Genomic DNA, 18,678 nt, shown 5'->3' on the forward strand with positions numbered 1-18,678 from the left:
GATCCGAATTGGGCTTTGTCCGATATTGACATCGATGTCGGACTCGATACGAAGACAGTCGAGGCGAGAGCACATCGCTTAACATCAATAGTCGTGTCGGCATGGGAAGATGCCGGCCAGGTAGGGAGGATCTGGGGCATGAGGACATTGAGAATTTCTGCGTCTGCGCTGGCACTTGCGGTCGGGCTTGCAGCGCCGGGCGTGGCTGCCGCTCAGGCTCAACCGCAAACGGCCGCGCCTGACGCGGCGCCGCCGGCACCGGCCGACGATCAGGCCGCAGCGAGCGGTGACATCGTCGTCACCGGGGTTCGCGCATCGCTCGAGCGCTCGATCGCGATCAAGCGCAATTCCAACGGTATCGTCGACGCCATCTCGGCCGAGGATATCGGCAAATTCCCCAACACGAACCTGGCTGAATCGCTCCAGCGCATCACTGGCGTGTCGATCGACCGCGTCAATGGCGAAGGCTCGACCGTCACTGTCCGCGGGTTCGGCGCACAATATAACCTTGTCACGTTGAACGGCCGCCAGCTCGCCACATCGAATATCGTCTCGGTAGGCGGCGACCAGGGTGGCGACGGCGCGGGCGGCTTCGGTCGGTCGTTCGACTTCGCGAACCTCGCCGCGGAAGGGGTCAAGACGCTCGAAGTCTACAAGACTGGTCGCGCCGCGGTTCCGTCGGGCGGCATCGGCGCCGCGATCAACGTCGTCACCCGGCGCCCGCTCGATGCGCGGGAAAGTGGGTTCACCGGCACGATCGGCGCGAAGGCCAGCTACGATACCAGCGCCGACGACTGCATCAGCTGCGGTAGTCACGTGACGCCGGAAGTTTCCGGCCTGCTCAGCTGGAGCGACAAGGATCAGAAGGTCGGCGTCTCGCTGTTCGGCAGCTATCAGAAGCGCAACTTCAGCGTCCCGACCGTGGCGAGCGACGACTGGAACATCCGGACCTTGTCGGATTTCCTCAATACCAACAATGGCTTCGTCAACGGCTCGACCAAGCTCAACAACGTGCCGACCAATCCGAACGTCCTGGTCTCGGTGCCCAATGACAGCCGCTATCATTTCTCCGAGGACAGTCGCGAGCGGTTGAACGGTCAGGCGATGCTGCAATTCCGGCCGACCGACGGGCTGACCATCACTGCCGACGGTATGTATGCGCAGCTTCGGGCATCCGAGCGCCGTTCGACCCAGTCCAACTGGTTCAACCGTCCGTTCGACGAGGTGACGTTCGACGACGCGTCCAACGGTGTCGCGACGACCTCCTACCTTCACGAAACCATCAACGGCGTGAAGGATGAGGCGTTCGAGCAAGCCTATCGCGCACAGAAGAACCGTTTGTGGGATGTCGGTCTGAATATCGACTGGCAGGCGACCGATCGTCTGAAGTTCGTGCTCGACGGGCATCTCGGCAAGGCCGAAAGCCTGCCGGACAATCCCAATGGCCAGACCTCGACCACGGTCGCGTTCAACCTGCCGGTCGTGACCTCGCACTCGCTCACCACCACCCCGGGCGGGTTCCCGCAACAGACGTTGACCTTCAACGACTGCGCGCCGAGCCAAACCCCGAACCACACGCCGTTCTTCAAGGGCAATTGTAACAACAAGCTCGATGCCGGCGATCTGTCGGGCGCGATCCAGCGCCAATTCGCCTCGACCCAGTCGCAGCGCATCAAGGAACTGCGGCTCGACGGCACCTGGGATCTGGGCGGTGGCAGCAAGTTCGATTTCGGCGGCGGCTATCGCACCACCAACACGCTGCAGACCCAGTATAATACGCGTCAGGTCCTCGGCGACTGGGGCAATTCACTGCCGCCCGAGATCAATGCCGTGGCGCCGGGGCAGGTGTTCCAGTTCTGCACGGCGTGCCAGTTCACCCACAACAACCCGAACGCCGACGCCAATACTTTGGTCGCCTGGCGTACGGAGGACGCGACCAAGCTCTACAACACGCTGTACCAGCATTATATCGGCATCACGAATGACGGCGTGGGCCACCAGAACAATATCGACGCCAACAGTTTCAACCGCGTCAAGGAAAGCATCTGGTCGGTCTATGGCCAGGTCACCTGGAACGGCACGATCGGCAACATGCAGGCGCAGCTCGTCGCCGGCGCCCGGTTCGAAAGCACCAAGGTAACGGCCCAGTCGCTGCAGCCCGTCCCGCTCGCGATCGTCTGGCAGGCGGACAACGACTTCAACATCCTCAACTCGGCCGACCGTCAAGCGCTGACATCGAAGGGCAGCTACAACAATCTGTTGCCGTCGATGGATTTCTCGATCGGCTTCACCGACAAGCTGAAGGGGCGCTTCTCTTACTCGAAGACGATCGCGCGCGCTCCCTATGGCAGCTTGTTCGCCTCGACCACTGTCGGTGCGCCGCCGCGTCCGACCGCGATCGGTGGTACCGCGACGGGTTTTGCCAACAATACCGATCTCAATCCGCTCGACTCGGATAACTTCGACGTCTCGCTCGAATGGTATCCGAACAAGGACAGCTATTTCTCGGTCGGCTTCTTCGACAAGCGCGTGCACAACTTCATCGGCAACACGTTGGTCAATCGCAACCTGTTCGGTTTGCGAGATCCGACATCGGCCGCTCCCGGCACGCGTTCGGGTATAGCCAAGGACCAGCTGACCAATGCGCTGCACGCCGGCATCACCGACGTGAACCTGTTCACCTATACCGCTTTGTTGCAGCAGAATAACGGCAACGTGGCGGCGGCGAATGCAGCGTTCCAGGCGAACTATCACAATGGTGCACTCGATCAGCCTTTCGTCGACCAGACGCTGGGGGCAGTCGACATCCTTGCCGACGCCAACGACCCGCTGTTCAACTTCTCGGTCAACACGCCGATCAACAACAAGGACGCGGAGATTTACGGCGTCGAGATCGCCGGCCAGTATTTCTTCGGTCGGACCGGTTTCGGCCTCGCCGCCAGCTATACCCTGGTGCGCGGCGATGTTGGCATCGACGTGGCAGCCAATCCCAATGTCGACCAGTTCGCGCTGGTCGGTCTGTCGGACACCGCCAACGTCACGTTGATCTATGAGAAGTACGGGATATCGGCCCGCCTGGCTTATAACTGGCGCGCCAAGTTCCTGAGCCAGCTCAACCGTGACAGCTATCACAACCCGGTGTACACCGCGCCTTATGGTCAGCTCGACCTCAACGTCAGCTACGACATCACCAAGAACATCGCGGTCAGCTTCGAAGGCATCAACCTCACCGAGGAAGGTGTCCGGACCTATGGCCGCGATCCGAGCAACACCTGGTATCTGGCCGAAGGGTCGGCCCGCTATCTGGTCGGTGCGCGCTTCAAGTTCTAAACTGCCATCATGCGTTGAAGAGGGAGAAGGCAGTAGTTTCGGGCGACATCAAAAAGAGATCGTCGAGTAATTGCTGCCTTCTCCAAAGCGCCTTCCTATAGACCGAGCCGGCGCTCAAAAAATTGAGCCCAATATGGCGGTAACTACCTAAGAATCATTGACGAACTGCCCGTTTGGGGAGCATGATCGGCCCATGAGTCGGAGGGGCCGACTTATAACAGGGAGGCGAGAATGAAGCGCATATTAGCTTCAGCAATCGCATCGTGCGTTGTGTTCTGGGCAGCGGGCGCTTGGGCGGCGGAAACCGTCACCTACACCTATGATGCCAAAGGTCGCTTGATCAAAGTCGTCCATACCGGCTCGGTGAATAACGGTGTGACCACCGAATATTCACATGATCATGCCGACAACCGCACAAATGTGAAGGTCACTGGCGCGCCGTAAGGCAAATGCCTCTGTCGGCCGGTGCGTGCGACCGGCGCAAGCTCCAATAGGTCTGCGATTTGGGCAGGGCCTGAGTGCAATAGATCAAAACGATTTGGCTCTCGCCGGCATGTATCTGCCGGTTCGAGGGGTCGTGCGCCTGTGCGGGCCTGAGATCGCGATGCGTGTCCCGAAGAACTCGAACCTTAGGAGAGTTTATGGCCAACAATGTGCGACGTGCAGCGACACTCCTAACATTAATGACGGGCTCCGCAATTTGTCGGCCAGCGTTCGCACAAACTATTCTCACCACGCCTCCGCCGGTACAAAGTCCCATCGACGAAAATGGTGTCAACGTCTCGACCGGTCAGTTCACGTACACGACCGAGCCAATCGTGGTTGGAGACCCGGCAACGGGTATTTCCGAGACGAGAACGATCATCGGGAAAAACTACACCGATACGCTGGTCGGTTATCTCACCACGACTGGTGGTACAGGCACTGTAAGCGCAGTCGTCGACGGTCGGACCCACGTTTTTAATATCGTGGGAGGCGGTTATACGCCGGTTACGCTTGATGGCTTTACGCTTTCATCCAACACCCTCACGGCGCCCGACGGGACGAAATACGTATTCGGAGGCCCGTCGCCGATCGACGGCCAGAATTACCTCGGTCTGAGCTCCGTCACTTATCCCAATGGGAAAGTACTTACATATTATTATAGCTCAGCTTCGATAAGCGGTCATACCGCTTACAGACCACAGTCCGTGACGAGCAATACAGGATATCATGCTAAGATTACCTATCAGGGGAATGCGCTGTATAACCTGACTGATATTCCTAAATGGCAATACGCGATAATGATTGACGACATGAATCAGCTCGCTGATCCGTGCGACGTCACCGTCAACATGTGCAACCTCGATCTAAATAACCAGAGAAAATACCCGAGATTGGCGACAGGTTCGTTGACTCAGACAGGTACGGCTTACGCCGATAGCGATGGAAACAATACAAGCTTTTCGATGGATTCAACGGGCCGAATCGCGTCGGTAACCCCGCCGGGATCAAGTTTAGCGGCGACTTCGATCGGATATGGCAGCACATTTATTGACAGTGCTTACGCCGTAACGTCGATTACAAAATACGACACACACACAAATCCGAATACCGGCTACTCAGATTTGTTTCAATATTATATTACGAACTATACGTACGTCGATTCGACTGGCACGCGGACCGTTACTGCAACAACTGGAAGTTCATCCAAAATTTATACAATAGATATATCAAAAAAGCTTGTTCTGTCCTACACGGATGCGATAGGTCGAAAGACATCATATTCTTACAATGCGAATAATCTGATATCGAGGGTAACATATCCGGAGTTGGATTACAGAGAATACGCGTACGACGCGAGGGGAAATCTTACTTCTGTAACGTACACTCCTAAACCGGCATCTGGTCAAAGTCCGTTTGTCGAGGCCTCCGCATCCTATCCGACCTCGTGCGCCAATCCCCTCACATGCAACAAGCCTTCGTCGACGACGGACGCTAAGGGCAACGTCACCGATTACACCTATGATCCCACGCATGGTGGAGTGCTGACTGTTACCCTGCCGGCCGCAGCAGTCGGTGGCGTACGTCCGCAGACGCGCTTTAGCTACGTTCAGTTGGATCAAAATGGCAGCTCGAGTTCTTCGGGCGTCTATGTCCTGTCGACCGTCTCGCGATGCCGCACCACGTCCACCTGCGTTGGGACCGCAGACGAAACCAAAACCAGTTATACCTACGGTCGCAATCTCCTTGTCACGTCCCTTACCGTTTCGGCCGGTGACGGGTCGGTGAGTTCAACGCAGACCTTCACCTACGACGATGTCGGGAACCGGATATCCGCGGATGGTCCGCTTGCGGGATCAGCGGATACGACGCTTAGCAAATTCAGTTTTAGCCGCAGGCCGGTCGCGATCCTTTCGCCTGATCCGGACGGTGCCGGCCCAGCCAAGGCTAGAGCTGTCCGCCTCACCTACAATGGCCTCGAGAAGATCTCCAAAACCGAGATCGGCACGGCCGATGGGCTAAATGCATCCGGGCTATCCAATTTTACCATCGCGCAGACCGAAGATTTCGATTTTGATTCGGCCGGCAGGCCCCTTCGCGATACCAAATCAGCGGGCGGGACTGTTTATTCCATTGCTCAATTTAGCTATGACGACACCTTCGGCAGGTTGCAGTGTTCTACCACCAGGATGAACCCGAGCGGATGGTCGTCCCTTACCACGGATGCTTGCACGGCTCAGTCGGGAAGTTTCGGCTCGGACCGCATCGTTCGGACCACGTATGATGCGGCAGGACAGCTGACCAACGTCACGTCCGGGTACGGAACGCCAGAGGCTTCAACCGAGGTGACAGCCTATACCGGGAACGGGCAGGTATCATCTGTGACGGATGCAGAGGGTAACAAGACCAGTTATACCTATGACGGGTTCAACCGGCTGGTGAAAACTCAATACCCCTCGACCACCAAAGGCTCGGGCGTCAGTTCGACGACCGACTATGAGCAGTTCACCTATGACGCCAACGGTAACGTTACGAACAAGCGGCTGCGCGATGGCGGCACGATTGCCTTCGCGATCGACAATCTCAACCGCGTGACGTCGCGCACGGAGAATGGTTCGCTGAGCCGGCAATATGGCTATAATCTCTTCGGCCAGCTGACCAGCTCGAGCTGGGCGGGCGGCAGCTCGCCCGAAACGCTCGGCTACGATGCGCTCGGTCGGTTGACCTCGCGCGTGCAGCCTTACACGACGCTCAATTATCAGTACGATGCCGCCGGCCGCCGCACGCGAGTAACTTGGCCCGATGGGCTCTACGTCAGTTACAATTATAACCCATTGAACGAGATGACGACCGTCCTTGAGAATGGGGTAACGACGCTCGCCACCTACGGTTATGACGATCTAGGACGCCGCACGAGCCTGACGCGGGGCAACGGTGTGGCGACGTACTATAGCTATGACGGCGTATCGCGCTTGACCTGCCTGCGGCTCGATCTCGCCGGCGGCGGCACGCTCGACTGCAATCCGACCGCGAGTGGTCAGGACAATGCGATCACCTTCGGCTACAATCCTGCGGGTCAGATCGTGTCGCGTCTAAGCGCGAACACAGCTTATGGCTGGACGGGGAGCGTGAACGTCAACCGCCCCTACACAGCGAACGGGCTCAACCAATACACCGCGTCGGGCAGCGTGAATCTGGGCTATGACGGGCGGGGCAATCTCAACGCTTCCGGCAGCTCGACCTATGGATATGATGCGGTCAACCACCTCATTACTACCAATGGTGCCGCCAGCACTCTGGAATATGGCTCGCTCGACGAGCTGCAGGGGTACAACCTCTCATCCACTTATCCCCGGTTCGCCAGTGACGGCGGCAACATCGTCGGAGAGTATCTGTGGGGTGTGTCGGCCAACCCGCAGCGCCGCTATGTTTACGGCGCCGGTACAGACGAGCCGCTAGTTTGGTACGAAGGCCCGGGCACGACCGACAAACGTTGGTTCGTAGCTGATGAGCGCGGCTCTGTGGTGGCTGTTACTAATGCCAGCGGCAGCGCCACCAGCATCAATACTTATGATGAATATGGCATCCCTGCCGCGGGCAACCAGGGGCGGTTCCAATATACTGGTCAAACCTGGCTGCCAGAGGTGGGCCTCTATTACTACAAGGCGCGAATGTATTCGCCGACGCTTGGCCGGTTCATGCAGACCGATCCCATCGGCTATGGTGATGGAATGAACTGGTATAATTATGCCAAGAGCGACCCGGTGAATGGCAGGGATCCGTCAGGAACTGATGGCGTATGGAACGGCCCCCCCCCTGAGATCCATGGCGTTCAAACCTGCGCAGATCGTGGAGACTGTGCGCAGGGCTTTGGTGATAGCCCGTGGCGCTTTCCGGGAACGCCAGAAAGCAATGGCCGAGGGCAACCTGCGCCCCCGCTACCTACGCCGGGGCTAGGCGTGAACAAGGATTGTGGGCCTACCTTAACCCGCGTCTTAAAGGGAAATGCATCGTTCATCGGTAAGCCCGGTGGTTTTAGTACACCAAATGCACCCGTGCCGGTCGCGGCCGGTTCCGCCGCCGTCATCGACAGCCAATTCGGAGGGCGGGCTATGCTAAATACCTATAGGGCTCAGATATCCGGTAGAACAGTGACCGGGCTTCCGGTAATCGATAATCTCCTTCCGGATCTATTTACCGGCGTTACAGATATCATTGGAGGAAAATCCCCCATTGCAGGCATGAATGTACGCGACGCGTTGCAATCAGAATATCCGGGCACGGTTATTATTGAGCTACCTAGCGCGAGCGATGACGGCGGGGTTCAATTGATTGATTTCTCCGTCCCTGCTCTCGCACAGTGCCCGACCGCGAAGTGAAGAGGCAAACGTGAATAGATACAGCGTAATTTTGGCTGCAGCGATGCCGGTATTTTTGGTATTAACGGCCGCGCGCAATGATCATGCGTGGCCTATCATTTCAAGCAGCATATTTTCCATGAGAGTTAATGACGCGGATAAAGATGCTGTTGGGTTCGATAGGATCGTTAAAGATGTGAATGGGAAGGATGCCTACAGGATAGTGTGTGGAACTCCTTTCTATCAAAAATCAAAGTCAATAAGCTTCTCTGGAGTGGCCCAGTGCTATTTATTCTCAGTCAGAGACGGTGGTATAGGGGATAATCTTTTGTCACGTGATCCGTCATCTGATTGGAATAATAGGGGCCGATTTTTGGCTTCTGCGTTAAAGGATGGATGTGCGAGAGATGCGTTGTTTGGACGCCGCCGGTATTTTGGACTAAGGGGTCTTGAGCTGATAATAAGCGTGTCAGATATAAGTATAAAAGGAGATAAGATTAAATCTTATACGCTATCCGCCTATACTCATAGAAAAATGGCTAACGTTACTTCATATGTAGTTGAAGATTCCTATAAACCAAAATGGTATTACCATAATAGCTGTTTTTAATTGAATTTCGATATGATAGTTCGTGACAAGGCAGACTTGCTTTTCGTCGATCACGTAGGCCTTTGCGCTTTTACGCGCTGCACAAGCGGCCTTCTTCGTCTAAGAACTGGTAACGATGGCGAATCCCGTCCTTCTCAACAATGTCGACCATGCCGATCTGCGGGTCGTGCTCGACCGTGGCGCCGCTTATGGCGATGCCGTCAACCAGACGATGGTGTTCGCCACCGAATTCGAAGAATTGCAGCGCGAATATGCGATCCTGTTCCGGCGCGATCCCGCCGGCGCCTATCGCGCGACCGTCCTGCTCGGGTTCGACGCCGATGAGAATCTCTATCTCGACGGCACACGTTGGGACGCGCGCTATATCCCCGCGCTGATGAGCCGCGGCCCCTTCTCGATCGGGGTGCCGCCGGACGGCGTCGCCGGCGAACCGATGATCCATATCGACCCGTCGCATCCGCGCGTGCGCCAGGGCGGTGAGGGCGCCGCGATCTTCCTCGACCATGGCGGCAATGCGCCGTTGCTCGATCACGTTTCGGCCGCCTTGCAGCGCGTCTATGTCGGATCGCAAGTCGCGCCCGCCATGTTCGCCGCGTTCGAAGCGCATGGGTTGATCCAACCGGTCGAGTTGCGGATAGAGACTGAGGACGGACGCCGCTTCACCGTGCCCGATGGCTATACGATCGCGCAGGACCGCCTTGCCGCGCTCGATGGTGCCGAGCTTGCCGCGCTGCATCGCGACGATTTCCTGCGGCCGGCGGTCTGGGCGGCATCCTCGCTCGGCAACATCACGGCCTTGGTCGAGCGCAAGCGGCGCCGTGATGGCTGATGCCGCGCCCGTCCGGATCGCCGTCACCCGGCGAACCCGCGAGTTGGACGGAAACATTGCCGCTCCGGACCTCGCCGCGATCGTTGCCGAAGGGGTGCCGACCATCCTGAAGGGCGCCGCGCGCGACTGGCCACTGGTCCAGGCAGGACTGGAGTCGCCGGAACGCGCGGTAGACTATCTGATGCGGTTCCACAGCGGACAGCCGGTGGTCGGCTATACCGCCGATCCCGCAACCGGCGGCCGCTTCCATTATAACGTAGAAGCGACCGCGATGAACTTCCGTGGCGAACGTGTCGCATTCGACGCCTTTATCGCGCGCATTTTCGAACAACGCGGCAAGCCCGATGCGCCCGCTTTCTATATCGGTTCGACCGATCTCGACACTTTCTTCCCCGGCTTTCGCACGGAGAACGAACTGACGCCGGCGGACGATCTGTTCGCCAAGCATCCGCCGCTCGCCAGCATCTGGCTCGGCAATCGGACGATCGCGGCCGCGCATTTCGACATGTCGAACAATGCCGCATGCTGCGCGGTCGGGCACCGCCGCTTCACTTTGTTCCCGCCGGAGCAGGTGGCCAATCTCTATCCCGGACCCCTGGCACCGACGCCGGGCGGGCAAGTGGTCACAATGGTCGATTTCGCCGCGCCCGATCTCGATCGTTTTCCCGATTTCCCAAAGGCGGCGGCGGCCGGCGAGATCGCCGAGCTCGAGCCCGGCGACGTCTTCGTCTATCCGGCCTTGTGGTGGCATCAGGTCGAGGCGCTCGACGACTTCAATGTGCTGGTCAATTTTTGGTGGAACGCGGCGCCCGATTTCCTCGACACGCCGATGACGACATTGCTCCACGCCATGCTCTCCCTACGCGATCGCCCGGGGCATGAGAAAGAGGCGTGGCGCGCGATGTTCGACTATTACATCTTCGGCCCGGCCGAGCGCCCGGCGGCGCATTTGCCGGCGCCGGCCCGCGGGCCGCTCGCGTCCCTCGACCCCATGGCGGCGCGGCAGTTGCGCGCCTTGATCCAAAGGCAGCTCAATCGATGACCGAAGCAACTCCCGATCGGATCCGACGCGTCGTGGTGGCGGGGGGCGGCACTGCGGGTTGGGTGGCCGCGACCACGCTCGCCAAGCATCTCAGCCCGATGATCGAGGTGGTGCTGGTCGAATCCGACGAGATCGGCACGGTCGGCGTCGGCGAGTCGACCATCCCGACGATCCGCACCTTCCATCCGTTCATCGGCATCGACGAGGACGCGTTCGTCCGCGCGACCAATGCCAGCTTCAAACTGGGCATCGGCTTCGAGGATTGGGACCGGCCGGGCGACCGCTATTTCCACTCTTTCGGCTCGGTCGGGCGATCCGTGTTCGTCGCCGATTTCCAGCATTTCTGGCTGGAGGCGCGGAAGCGCGGGTTCGGGCGTCCTTACGGCGATTATTCGCTCGAGCTGCGCGCGGCGGCGGAAAACCGTTTCTCCACTGATCCCGAGCTTGGCCTCGCTTATGCCTATCATCTCGACGCCACCGCTTATGCGCGGTTCCTGCGCGGTATCGCCGAGGCCGACGGCGTAAAGCGCGTCGAAGGCCGCATCGCGGAGGTGTCGCAGGACCCGGAAAGCGGCGACATTCGCGCGTTGGTTCTGGCATCGGGCGAGCGGATCGACGGCGATTTCTTCATCGACTGCACCGGCTTTCGCGCGCTCCTGATCGAGCAGACGCTCAAGGCCGGGTTCGAGGATTGGAGTCCCTGGCTCGCGACCGACAGCGCGTTCGCGGTCCAGACCGAGAGCGCCGGCGAGCCCGTGCCCTATACCCGCGCCATCGCGCACGACGCCGGGTGGCGCTGGCGTATTCCGCTGCAGCACCGGGTCGGCAATGGCTTGGTCTTCTCCAGCGAGCATATGGACAACGACACCGCGCGCGAGGCGCTGCTGGCCGCGCTCGACGGCGAGCCGTTGTTCGAGCCGCGGCTGCTCCGCTTCACCGCGGGCATGCGCCGCCGGGCATGGCATCGCAACTGCCTGGCGCTCGGCCTTGCCGGCGGGTTCATCGAGCCGCTCGAATCGACCAGCATCCATCTGGTGATGATCGCGATCACGCGCTTCATCCAGTCCTTCCCGTTCACGCGCGACTATGACGCGCTGGCCGCGCGCTTCAACACACGGTCAGAGGCCGAATGGACGCATGTGCGCGACTTCGTGATCCTGCATTATGCATTGAACCACCGCGACGAGCCGTTCTGGCAACGCATGGCGCAGATGGGATTGCCCGATACCTTGGCCGCCCGCCTCGAATTGTTCCGGGAACAGGCGATGGCGCATCAGGACCAGGACGAGATTTTCCGCATCGATTCCTGGTGCCAGGTAATGATGGGGCAGGGCCTGATGCCCGATGCCTGGCATTTGCTGCCGAGCCAGCTGCCCGATGCCAATCTTCGCCAGGCCCTGGACGGGCTCGACGCGGGGATCAAGGCCCGGCTGCCGCAGCTGCCGACCCTGGCCCGATTCCTCGAGCGCTACGTCGCGCCTGAGCCGGCGGTTGCGGCGCGCTGAGAGGCTGAAGGGGAGAGTGGTGCGCCTAAAGGACTCGCCGCGCTTCCTGGAAACCAAAAAAGGTCCTCGGGTCTTGACCCGATTTGATCTGCTTTGGGACCGACCTTTTAGCGCGTGCTTGGTGTTGCGAGGCGCTCCCCCCAAGGCCGTCACCCACCGCAAGACTCGCGGACGATCAAGTCGGTCGGCAGGTGAACGGGTAAATGATCCGGCGAGAAATCGAGCACGCGTGATACCAATAGCCGTCCCGCCTCGGCGGTATCCTGGCGGATCGTACTCAGGGTCGGCGTGCTCAGCCGGCTGAGCAGCATGTCGTCATAGCCGACTACCGACACGTCTCCCGGCACCGAGCGACCGGCCCGCTTGATCGCACGGATCGCGCCCAGGGCGATCAAGTCGCTGGTGGCGACGACGCCGTCGAACACTACGCCGCGATGGATCAGCCGCGCCACCGCCGCCTCGGCCGCCTCGAGTTCGAACTCCACCGCCACGACCAATTTGGGATCGGCCTCGATCCCGCTTTCCCGTACGCCTTCCATATAGCCGCGGCGGCGCTGCAACGCCTCGGGATCGCTGCCGCCGAGGAACATGATGTTGCGCCGCCCCATGCGGGCCAGGTGCAAGGTCGCGCGCCGCCCGCCGAGCATATTGTCCGAGCCGACCGAGCAATATTTCTGTCCCGGCATATGCGCTCCCCACACCACGAAATGTCCGTTGGTCGAGGTCGCCAGTTGGTTGAGCTGGTCGTGGAGCATGCCCTGGCCCAGGAAGATCACGCCGCTGGCGCGGCTGGTGGTGACGGCATGGACGAGGTCGTCGTAATTTTCCGGCGAGGTGTGGCTGACCATGAAGTCGCATGACCGCGCGCGCGCCGCCTCGCCGATCTGCGCGATCAGTTCGAGGAAGAACGGGTGAGTCAGCGGCACCGGCCGACCGCGCATGTGCGGGGTGACGATCGCGATCGAGCCCTCCGCGCCGATCGGGGCGGCGGGCATGTAATGGCGGAACGGATAATCGTGCTCGCGCGCCAATGCCCAGATACGCTGCTTGGTCTTGGCGCTGATCACCGGCTCGTCGTTGAGCGCGCGCGACACCGTCGACACCGAGACGCCCGCCAGTTTGGCGAGGTCTTGCAGCGTCGTATTGTTGTTGCTGTTGGTGCCCATTACGCTCAAGCTGACCCGGTAACCGGCGCCGACTTAAGGAGCGAAGGGCAGGTTTTGCAAGCGAGCGAGGGGAGCGCTGGCATTTCACGACCGCTACCGACACCACGGCCGCGCCTGACGATCGGCCAGATCTGGAACATGTGCTGCGGCCTGTTCGGGGTGCAGATCGTGTGGGGATTGCAGAACGGCAGCACCAGCCGGATCTTTCAGACATTAGGCGCCCAGCTCGACCAATTGCCGATCCTGTGGATCGCGGCGCCGATCACGGGACTGCTCGTCCAGCCGCTGATCGGCCATTGGAGCGATCGCACCTGGGGACCGCTCGGGCGGCGGCGGCCGTTTCTGCTGGCGGGCTCGATTCTGACCGCGATCGCGCTGGTCGCGATGCCTAACGCCGCTAGCATCTGGACCGCCAGCCTTGCCCTGTGGCTGCTCACTGCTTCGATCAACATCGCTGCCGAGCCGTTCCGCGCGCTGGTCGCCGATGCCCTGCCCGAAGAACAGCGGACCGAAGGCTTCGCGGTCCAGGTCTTCTTCATCGGCGCCGGCGCGGTATTCGCCTCGGCCTTGCCCTGGATCCTGACGCATTGGTTCGGCGTCGCCGCGACGGCCCCGCCTGGCCTGCTGCCGGCCTCGGTCCGGCTGACCTTCTATATCGGCGCGGTCGGGTTGCTGGCGGCGGTCGCCTGGACGGTGCTGACCACCACCGAGCGCCCACCCGAGAGCCTCGCGGCGGACGCCCCCGATCTGGTCAACCATGCGGTACCGAGCACGACCGGCGCGGCGACGCTCGCGCGCAGCGGCGCCTTGTGGATACTGGGCGGGATCGCCATCGCCGGCTTCGCTTATGCCGAAGCGCTGGAGCGCGAAATCTACGTGCTCGCCGCGATCGCCTTCGTATTCGGCCTCGCGCAACTCGCCGCGGTGGCGATGCGGCGCGGCGGCCGGCAATCGCTCGGCGTGTTCGAGATCGTTGAGGACATATTGCACATGCCGCGCTTGCTGCGGCACCTGGCGCTGGTCCAGTTCTTCACCTGGACTTCCTTGTTCGCAATGTGGATCTACACCGTCCCCGCGGTGGCGGCGCACCATTATCACACCGCCGACGCCAGCTCGGCGGCGTATAATGCCGGTGCCGACTGGGTGGGCGTATTGTTCGCCGGCTATAACGGCGTGGCAGCGATCGCGGCGCTGGCGTTGCCCTGGATCGCCGGGCGGATCGGACGGCGCAACCTCTATGCGGCGAGCCTCGCGCTCGGCGCGCTTGGGCTGGCCGGGTTCGTGCTGATCGACGATCCCTACTGGCTGTGGGTGCCGACAATCGGCATCGGCTGCGCTTGGGCGGCGATCCTGTCGCTGCCCTATGCGATGCTCGCCAGCGCGGTGCCGCCGCGGAAAATGGGCGTCTATATGGGCATCCACAACATGTTCCTGGTGCTGCCCCAGCTAGTTGCCGCGACTTTGCTCGGTGCGGTCGTTCATCACTGGCTCGGAAACCAGGCGATCCTCGCGCTCGGACTTGCCGCGGCGGCGATGACGGCCGCCGCGCTGGCCGCGCTCTTCATCCCCGATTTGTGAAAACGCCTTATGCAAATTTTGCATTGAGGAATTTGCGCAACAATCCCTGAAATTTTGCGATTCGCTAGTAGATCGGCACGAAAACAGCGCTTGCGCGGTACGGAAATTTACGCAACAAAGCGCAAATCGTTGCATTGGGTTGCAATCGATGGAGTCGCGCGCACCGCGAAAAGCCGGGCCGCATAGGAGGGATGAAGGGGCAGATGGCACGCGACGACGCGCCGCAGGGATTCCACAAACGGTGATTCGCGCCGCGCGCCGGGCATGCAGCCTGGACGCGCGAGCAACGGGATAAAGCCTCCGCATGAGAGGCGTGCATAGGGGAGTGATCGATGAAGCAACTGGGTTCGAGCCGTGGCCGCGGCCTTCTGTGGAGCGGCACCTCGCTGATGACGCTGGCGATGTTCGCCGCGACCGGCGCACAAGCGCAGACCGCGCCGGAAGCAGCCGCCAGCCCGACCGCGGCGCCGCAAGCGGACACCGGCTCATCGGCTGCCGAGGATAACGACATCCTGATCGTCGGCGTGCGCCGCGCGCTCGGCGACGCGGCCGAGACCAAGCGCAACGCCGCGACGATCGTCGATTCGATCAGCGCGACCGATATCGGCGCCTTCCCCGACACCTCGGTGTCGGGCGCGCTCTCACGCGTTCCCGGCATCACCGTGTCGCGGCTGCAGTCGACCGACGATTCGACCCACCCGTCGGGCGAAGCCGCCGGCGTGCTGGTCCGTGGCCTGACCCAGGTCCGCACCGAGTTCAACGGCCGCGACAGCTTCTCCGCCGACGCCCAGCGCGGGCTCAACTTCAACGACATCTCGCCCGAGTTGATGTCGCGCGTCGACGTCTACAAGAATTTGACCGCCGACATGATCGAGGGCGGCATCGCCGGCACCGTCGACCTGCGCACGCGCTTGCCGTTCGACCAGAACGGGCTGGTCGTCACCGGCAACGCCAAGGCCGATTATGGCGACCGCTCGAAGAAGTGGACCGGCGAATTCTCGGCGCTGATCAGCGATACGTTCGACACCGAGATCGGCAAGTTCGGCTTCATGGCCGACTTCGCGCGCAGCCATGTCATCACGCGGACCGAAAGCGTGATCTTCGACAAGATCGATACCTATTGCTCGGCAGGCGCGCTCAAGCCCGACGGCACTGCCAATGTCGGCTCGAACGGCCTGATCGGCTGTACCGCCAATCCGTTCGGCGGCACCGGCTGGGCCTATGCGCCTGACGGCATCCGCTATTCGCAGGTCGATTACGACCGCACGCGGCGCGGCATCGCGCTCGCCGGCCAGTTCCAGGACAAGTCCGAACGCTTCCTGCTGACCGTCCAGTACACGGATTCAAAATATCACAACGCCTGGCTGGAGCGCGCCTCGCACGCGATCCTCGATGGCAATGCTTATGGCACGCCGGCGTTCAACCCGCGTAGCTCGACCATCCTGGGCGCAGCCGACGGGAGCGGAGCGCTGGTTTTCGGGTCGAACGGCATGCTGCAATCGGGCGTGCTGACTCAGGGTCATGGCAGTTGGAACGGAAGCTGGAGCGCCAGCGATCAGGATGCGATCAATACAGGCTCGGCGGTGCCCGGCATGCCGTTCGTCAACAATTGCGGCACCGGTCATTGCACCACGCTTCGCGACGGGCTCTATTTCCAGAACGAGGCGCGCAATTTCGATCATAGCGAAGGCACCAAGGACTTCTCCGCCAATATCGACTGGAAGATTACCGACAATCTGAAGCTGACGCTCGACGGCCAGCGCGTCACCGCGTCGACCAGCAATAACGACATCCTGGTCGCGGTTGGATCGATGGCCAATTATCAGTACAGCCTGACGGACGGCAATGCGCCGCAAGTCAAGCTGCTACCGGGATCAAACGTCAATTACGCCGCTGGCGGCTTGGCCAATCCGCACAATTACTGGATCCCGTTCATCCAGGGCCATGTCGAGGACAATGACGCCGACGAATGGGCATTCAAGGGCGACCTGCAATACGATTTCGACAAGGGCGGCTGGCTCGATTCGCTCAAGGTCGGCGTGCGCTATGCCGATCGTAACCAGACAGTGCGCTATTCGACCTTCAACTGGACCCCGATCGCGGCGAGCTGGAATTGCAACGGCGCGGGCTTCAACGCCGACAATACGACGCCCAACCCGGCCGCTGCGTGCAATTCCAACTTCAAGGGCTATGGCGCCGGGATTTGGGAATCGACCAGCCTGGGCAGCGATTTCTACAATGGCAGCGCCTATAATAACGGCCCGCTGGTCTATCTGAATCGCGACACGCTGCAGAACTTCCCCAAGCTGCTGCAATCGTTGAGCGGCGCCGCCACCAATTCGCCGATCGCGCCGGGCTATACCGCGATCTGCGACCGGCCCGAGGCGACGGTCGACAATTGCTTCACCCCATCGGAGGTGACCAGGACGTCCGAACGGACCAAGGCCGCTTATGCCATGCTCAATTTCGGCGGCGATCAGCCGATCTTCGGCGGCGGCGTGCGCATCCAGGGCAATGTCGGCGTCCGCGTGATCCGTACCGAAGTTACCAGCGACGGCGCGGTCGCTTATCCGGCCAATACTGCGCTCAACCTGCTGCCGTCCTGCGCGACGCCCTTGTCGGGCACCGCGATCGTGCAGCCGCGCTGCTATCTGACGCCGCAAGTCCTGGCGTTCGCCAGCGGCGGCGGCTCACCCAACACGCTCAAGGCGTCCTATACCAATGTGCTGCCGAGCTTTAACATCCGGTTTGGGCTAGACTCCAAGACGTACATCCGCTTCGGCTATTCGCGCGGCCTGTCGCGGCCCGATTTCGGCCTGTTGCGCAACTTCGTGTCGATCAATTCGCCGATCATCAATACCGGCCCGGACTCGCCGTATATCGTCTACAACTCACCGACCGCGGCGCACGTGAAAGAGAATGTGACGGGGTACAACTTCGTGTTCAACGCGGAGTCCGGTTATGCCGGATTGCGGCCGATGACCGCCGACCAGTTCGATCTCACCTTCGAACGCTATATGGGTAAGTCATCGTCGTTCACGGTCGATCTGTTCTACAAGAAGCTGCACAACGCGATCTCCTACGGTCAGTTCGAGCGTCCGTTCACCAACAACGGCTCGACCCAGACGGTGCTGCTGCGCGGCCCGCGCAACCAGAAGGACGGCGGCGAGCTAAAGGGGTTCGAGGTCGGTTACCAGACCTTCTTCGACTTCCTGCCCGGGCTGCTCTCGGGTCTCGGCATCCAGGCCAATTACACTTTCGTCGAACAATCGGGGATCAGCAATTCGAACCTGATCGCGGTCGGCGCGCTCGATGCCGGTGGTACCGGCGGCCAGGGCGCGGGGCTCGACGTCAGCGGCGGGCGCGGCGCGGTGATCGACTCGCACATGCTGGCGGGGATTTCGAAACATTCGTTCAACCTGGTCGGCCTGTACGAAAAGGGCCCGGTCGCGCTGCGCGTCGCCTACAATTGGCGGTCGCGCTTCCTGACCAACAACCTCGACTGCTGCGTCGGCCTGCCGGTGTTCCAGAAGGCCGCCGGGTTCCTTGACGGATCGTTGCGCATATCGGTGGTCAAGAATTTCGAGTTCCTGGTCGAAGGCTCGAACCTGCTCAATACGCGGACCGTCTATCAGCAACAGGTGTTCGGCGACTCCAAGGCGACGCCGGGCGCCAAGCCGGTGTTCATGGATGCCAATTGGGGCGTGGTCGACCGCCGCTTCTCGGTTGGCGGCCGGTTCAAGTTCTGATTTCCTCCACTGGGCGCCGCCGCCACCT

Annotated in this window: 10 protein-coding genes; 9 read left to right on the forward strand and 1 reads right to left on the reverse strand. The window is 60.9% G+C overall.

Annotation, left to right across the window (positions count from 1 at the left end; translation table 11 throughout):
- Positions 1–138: 138 nt before the first annotated feature.
- The 7 genes from SAS01S_RS02655 to SAS01S_RS02675 all read left to right on the forward strand — a co-directional run bounded on the left by SAS01S_RS02655 (position 139) and on the right by SAS01S_RS02675 (position 12,157).
- Complete coding sequence (locus SAS01S_RS02655) at positions 139–3,330, forward strand: TonB-dependent receptor (protein WP_066804393.1); 3,192 nt, start codon at positions 139–141, stop codon at positions 3,328–3,330.
- A 231-nt stretch (positions 3,331–3,561) separates the two neighbouring features.
- Positions 3,562–3,774 (forward strand): RHS repeat domain-containing protein, encoded by a 213-nt coding sequence (locus tag SAS01S_RS22365; protein ID WP_157082642.1) that lies wholly within the window; start codon positions 3,562–3,564, stop codon positions 3,772–3,774.
- 197 nt (positions 3,775–3,971) lie between these two features.
- Positions 3,972–8,192: an RHS repeat-associated core domain-containing protein gene (locus SAS01S_RS22075; protein WP_084238434.1), complete on the forward strand. Its 4,221-nt coding sequence runs from the start codon at positions 3,972–3,974 to the stop codon at positions 8,190–8,192.
- Positions 8,193–8,202: 10 nt separating this feature from the next.
- The gene (locus SAS01S_RS22370) at positions 8,203–8,781 is read left to right on the forward strand and encodes a hypothetical protein (RefSeq protein ID WP_157082643.1); all 579 of its coding nucleotides are present in this window, start codon (positions 8,203–8,205) and stop codon (positions 8,779–8,781) included.
- Positions 8,782–8,896: 115 nt separating this feature from the next.
- Positions 8,897–9,610: a SapC family protein gene (locus SAS01S_RS02665; RefSeq protein WP_066804397.1), complete on the forward strand. Its 714-nt coding sequence runs from the start codon at positions 8,897–8,899 to the stop codon at positions 9,608–9,610.
- Positions 9,603–10,652, forward strand: a complete 1,050-nt coding sequence (locus SAS01S_RS02670) for a cupin-like domain-containing protein (protein ID WP_066804399.1) — start codon at positions 9,603–9,605, stop codon at positions 10,650–10,652. The genes SAS01S_RS02665 and SAS01S_RS02670 overlap by 8 nt, the downstream gene beginning before the upstream one ends.
- On the forward strand, positions 10,649–12,157 hold the full coding sequence (locus tag SAS01S_RS02675; protein WP_066804401.1) for a tryptophan halogenase family protein: 1,509 nt from the start codon (positions 10,649–10,651) through the stop codon (positions 12,155–12,157). The genes SAS01S_RS02670 and SAS01S_RS02675 overlap by 4 nt, the downstream gene beginning before the upstream one ends.
- A 149-nt stretch (positions 12,158–12,306) precedes the next feature.
- Here the strand turns inward: SAS01S_RS02675 and SAS01S_RS02680 are convergent, their stop codons facing one another.
- Entirely contained in the window at positions 12,307–13,323 is a 1,017-nt protein-coding gene (locus SAS01S_RS02680) for a LacI family DNA-binding transcriptional regulator (protein ID WP_066804403.1), read from the reverse strand.
- A gap of 138 nt (positions 13,324–13,461) precedes the next feature.
- Here SAS01S_RS02680 and SAS01S_RS02685 point away from each other — a divergent pair, with 138 nt between their 5' ends.
- Positions 13,462–14,901 (forward strand): MFS transporter, encoded by a 1,440-nt coding sequence (locus SAS01S_RS02685; protein ID WP_066804406.1) that lies wholly within the window; start codon positions 13,462–13,464, stop codon positions 14,899–14,901.
- A gap of 332 nt (positions 14,902–15,233) precedes the next feature.
- Positions 15,234–18,650, forward strand: a complete 3,417-nt coding sequence (locus tag SAS01S_RS02690; protein ID WP_066804409.1) for a TonB-dependent receptor — start codon at positions 15,234–15,236, stop codon at positions 18,648–18,650.
- Positions 18,651–18,678: the final 28 nt, after the last annotated feature.

The organism is Sphingomonas asaccharolytica NBRC 15499, from assembly GCF_001598355.1.
GTDB lineage: Bacteria > Pseudomonadota > Alphaproteobacteria > Sphingomonadales > Sphingomonadaceae > Sphingomonas > Sphingomonas asaccharolytica.